Origin of the sequence: Arenibacter amylolyticus, assembly GCF_002150785.1 — a bacterium.
GTDB lineage: Bacteria > Bacteroidota > Bacteroidia > Flavobacteriales > Flavobacteriaceae > Arenibacter > Arenibacter amylolyticus.
This window is the reverse complement of record NZ_MTAZ01000070.1, coordinates 1-3,531: the sequence shown is the minus strand read 5'-3', so window position 1 is coordinate 3,531 and position 3,531 is coordinate 1. Positions and strand designations below refer to the sequence as shown.

The 3,531-nt window shown below is 41.9% G+C and carries 3 protein-coding genes; all 3 read right to left on the bottom strand.

Features of this window, described 5'->3' with window-relative positions; all coding sequences use genetic code 11:
• Positions 1-155: 155 nt before the first annotated feature.
• Genes BV214_RS16105 through BV214_RS16095 form a run of 3 tightly spaced genes read right to left on the bottom strand, consistent with a single transcriptional unit; the run spans position 156 to position 3,038 of the window.
• Positions 156-425 (bottom strand): hypothetical protein, encoded by a 270-nt coding sequence (locus BV214_RS16105; RefSeq protein WP_086478527.1) that lies wholly within the window; start codon positions 423-425, stop codon positions 156-158.
• 7 nt (positions 426-432) lie between these two features.
• Positions 433-711 (bottom strand): DUF1360 domain-containing protein, encoded by a 279-nt coding sequence (locus BV214_RS17205; protein WP_086478526.1) that lies wholly within the window; start codon positions 709-711, stop codon positions 433-435.
• Positions 712-713: 2 nt separating this feature from the next.
• Positions 714-3,038 carry a hypothetical protein gene (locus BV214_RS16095; RefSeq protein WP_140157783.1) on the bottom strand — a complete coding sequence of 775 codons (2,325 nt, stop codon included), beginning with the start codon at positions 3,036-3,038 and terminating at the stop codon, positions 714-716.
• Between the last annotated feature and the right edge of the window lie 493 nt (positions 3,039-3,531).

Genomic DNA, 3,531 nt, shown 5'->3' with positions numbered 1-3,531 from the left:
GTGAGAGGACAGGTAGCCAAATAATGGCTACCTTCCTACTCGATCGGGTACAACATAGGTACAACATTTTGGAAGTTCTGAGGGATCATGGGATCATGACCAATTGTTGTGTTTATGCAAAAATTGTGGATAAGCTGTAAGAGAAAGGGAGGTGTTCATTTGGCCACCTTTTTTATAAACGGTTCGGCCTGCATGCCATAGGCATCCATAAAATCGATTGTAAGTCGATGTCCCTTGCCTTTAAAAAAATAAGTTTTGCCCGTAACAGCCCCTTTTAGTATTAAGCTGTTGTTTTCCAAGCTTTCAAAGACTTGGGGAGGTCTTTCCGAAATACCTCCTTGGATTTCTTCGGGAGGATTATTTTTGCTTGACTGTTTTCGAATGTTCTTCTGCCAAGCCCGTCTTTTTTCACCACAGCACCCCATTGTTATACTATTTTTCGGTTAGTTTAAATAAAATTGAAGCCGCTCCGGAGAGTGCCAACCAAATAATTATTCCATGTAGCCATGTGTCTGCTAATAGCAGAGTAAAGGGTATAGCTATCCATAGTGTTACACAATGAAAACAGTCTAGCAAGGCCCCAAAAAAGCTTTGCCCCAACCGTTTTCTAAATTTAATAACTAGCTCAAATGGTCCGTCTTCCTGAGACAGCAGGTGTCCTATACGCCAAACGGCGAGCGTGCAAAGAATAAAACCAGAGGGGCTCACCATATTCACGGCGCTAAATATTCCATCATAATTCTCCCCGAAGCCCTATAGGTTCCAGATAATCCGTTGTTATAACCGTTGGTCACCCGTTGGTTTGCGGTTAGACCAAAAGTATAGACGGAGAAAGTCTCTCCATCAGCGGTTAGTATCCATCCTGGTCCAGACGGGGTAGGTTCTATCTGTACGCCTACCGCATTGGAGGTCATATAGTCATCTTGGGTGCCGGTATATCCCGGACATCCATGTCTTATGTTGCTATCATTCTCTCCGGAAGATAAGAGGTCGCTTCCTGAAAAGGTAATGTCTCCTCCAAGATTAGAAGTTAAAGTGATAGTAGAACTTGGACATCTTCCTATAGTTAAGTGGTAGTTGTCTACAAATCCGCGACTATCCAAAACTCCATATTCATTCACATACTCATAGTTTTCGGTTGCTTTAAAGGTGAAGGTAATGGGGGTCTTTAGTTGGGAATCTGTAAGATGGAACAAACCACAGCCCACATTTATTATTGATGGATCGTTAAAAGTGGGGGTTGTCATGGCAAAGTTAAGTTCCTTATTGTGTATGAAAAGCGCAATCAAATCCGTTGCTCCGCTTACATGTGCTCCATTAGTATCATAACCATCTACCCGAAGGAAGAACCTGCCGGGGGTGCGTTCCCCCGAAATTATGTCGTGCAAAAGCGTATTCAATCGCATATACCTACTGAGGTTGGAAAACTCCCAGTCTTCGCCATCCACAAATATTTCACGTTGAATGTTTTTGTATGCAGGAATGGAGCCGTCCAATGTGCTTCCTGGGGCTGGATAAAATGGACCTACATCATCGCCAATGTAATTGGGAAGGTTCCTGTTGGAATATTTAGGGTGTTTATAGTTTTGAGTTACGTAAACCCAGGAAGAAGTTCCTGCCCTGCGGATGCGAATGGTATACCATTTAATCTTATTATCGGCAGCACTTTTAGTAGCATCGTACATACAGCCCTTCATGTCAATGGTTCCTCTCCAAGCAGCACATTGCACCCCAAAACCAGCTAGTGGACTCTCTACGGAGATGATACCGCTAGGCTCTAGATAATTGGAGTTTCCATATCTAGTTAAATTGGTTGGTGAGAACGATCCCGTGCTATTCTGGTCTCCTCCAATAAATACATTGCCTAAGCTGCCAATGAGGTTGCCATTAAAGCAGGTGGGAGAATCTTTCGGTAGAATGGATTCTGGGAGACATAGGTTAATTCGTCTTAGATTGGGAATGTTATAGAATGGAGCACTTTCATAAAGTACCTGATAGGGTGCAAAGTCTACTATTTTGACGATGACATCGGGGAAAATGATGGTATTCACATCTTCTCCTGGAGCAATATCTTGGGCATCCTCCAAACCTGGAACGGTCATATCAAAGCTAAATTTAAATATATAATTTCCATTCATGTCGGTAATAGTGTCGCCTAGTAGGGTTCGATTCCCGGTTCCTGTATAGGTGCCACCCATAAGTTCGGCGGCGGTGCGGTCATATTCTTCAAAGGAAAGGGTAAGGTTAGATCCCGGGTTGGTAGTGCATGAGAAAAAGAGCCCTTCAATACTCTCTATCAATTGTAAACGATCTTTAGATAATGCCGTAGTGCGATTTTCAATACTAGCAGAGGAATTAATTAATTCAAATTTTGATTCCGAAAAATTAGCCTCTAAGATTTTCTTACTTTTAGAAGCGTCCTTTTTGCCTTCGGTACGCCGATAAGCAAGGGTAGTATTGGGCTTCATGGCTTCTCCGCTAAGATCTAATACCATTGGTTTAAAATAGTTCTCCTTCCTCAAGGTTACCGGACCTTCAGGATCTAAGGGTACCCTCTCCGGGTAATGTGTTTTTATATAATCGGATAATAAGGGGTTTTTTAGTGCCCTTTCTAATGCGGGGTGTGTCTCAATCACCCATGGAAACCTTCGGCAAGGGTTAAAAATACAACGGCCACCATACAGGGTAACGTTGCCAAAGATTATAAAGTCGTTTACGTTTACTGGAGTAGAACATGTAAGGATTAAATCGTTATAGTCCGAATCGCCCCCAGCATCGTTGGAGTGTATGTCAAAAACGTAATTACTTCCAGTTTTTACAGGAAACTTAAGTTGAGTTTCTGAAGCCTGCCATCCCGTTCCGGGATCGTTTTGTATGCTTATGGACCATTGGGTTCCGGTAACACTAACGGATGTGTCGTTAGTTCCAGAGTGACTCCCATTACCGCTGTTGGCACCTTGAATCACAAAACGTTGGGGATAAGATGCGCTTTTAGATTTTACGGCAACCGTCCAGTTGCCTTGCATTGAAATTGTCATGGCTTATATATTTTGTTTGCCTACTCTAGAATCGGATTTTCGGCTAACTCCATGTTCGTTATTGATCATCTCACTTAGAAGTTGATTATCAACAGGTATAACTTGTGAGGGGAGTTGTGGGAAGTATTGGTGGTAATTTAATTGTCTTCAGCACAGAAAATGCCTTTGGCTATTTTATTAGTGCTAAATATTGGTGCTACGGGAGGAGTTTTAATATTTAAAAGTAACTAAGATTTAAGACCTAGGGAAACGGTTTTGTATAAATAGGGGGATATACTGTATAGCTCGTAATTTTCTGAAAATTTTTAATTGGGCGTTTTGACTTTTTTACGGGTGCTATACAACCTTATGGGGTGTATAGTTTGCTTCATAATCTGTCCTTATAAAATCATACAGGTGGCTAGCAATCCGATACTTGGCATGGAGCCCTTGGTCCTGTCTTGTCGTTTATTTACTACATGCCTTTCCTTTATCTACTACAAGAATAACTACA

Excerpts from the sequence above, each read along its gene's own strand:
- BV214_RS16105 (WP_086478527.1), bottom strand. The coding sequence starts at position 425 with ATGGGGTGCTGTGGTGAAAAAAGACGGGCTTGGCAGAAGAACATTCGA.
- BV214_RS17205 (WP_086478526.1), bottom strand. The coding sequence starts at position 711 with ATGGTGAGCCCCTCTGGTTTTATTCTTTGCACGCTCGCCGTTTGGCGT.
- BV214_RS16095 (WP_140157783.1), bottom strand. The coding sequence starts at position 3,038 with ATGACAATTTCAATGCAAGGCAACTGGACGGTTGCCGTAAAATCTAAA.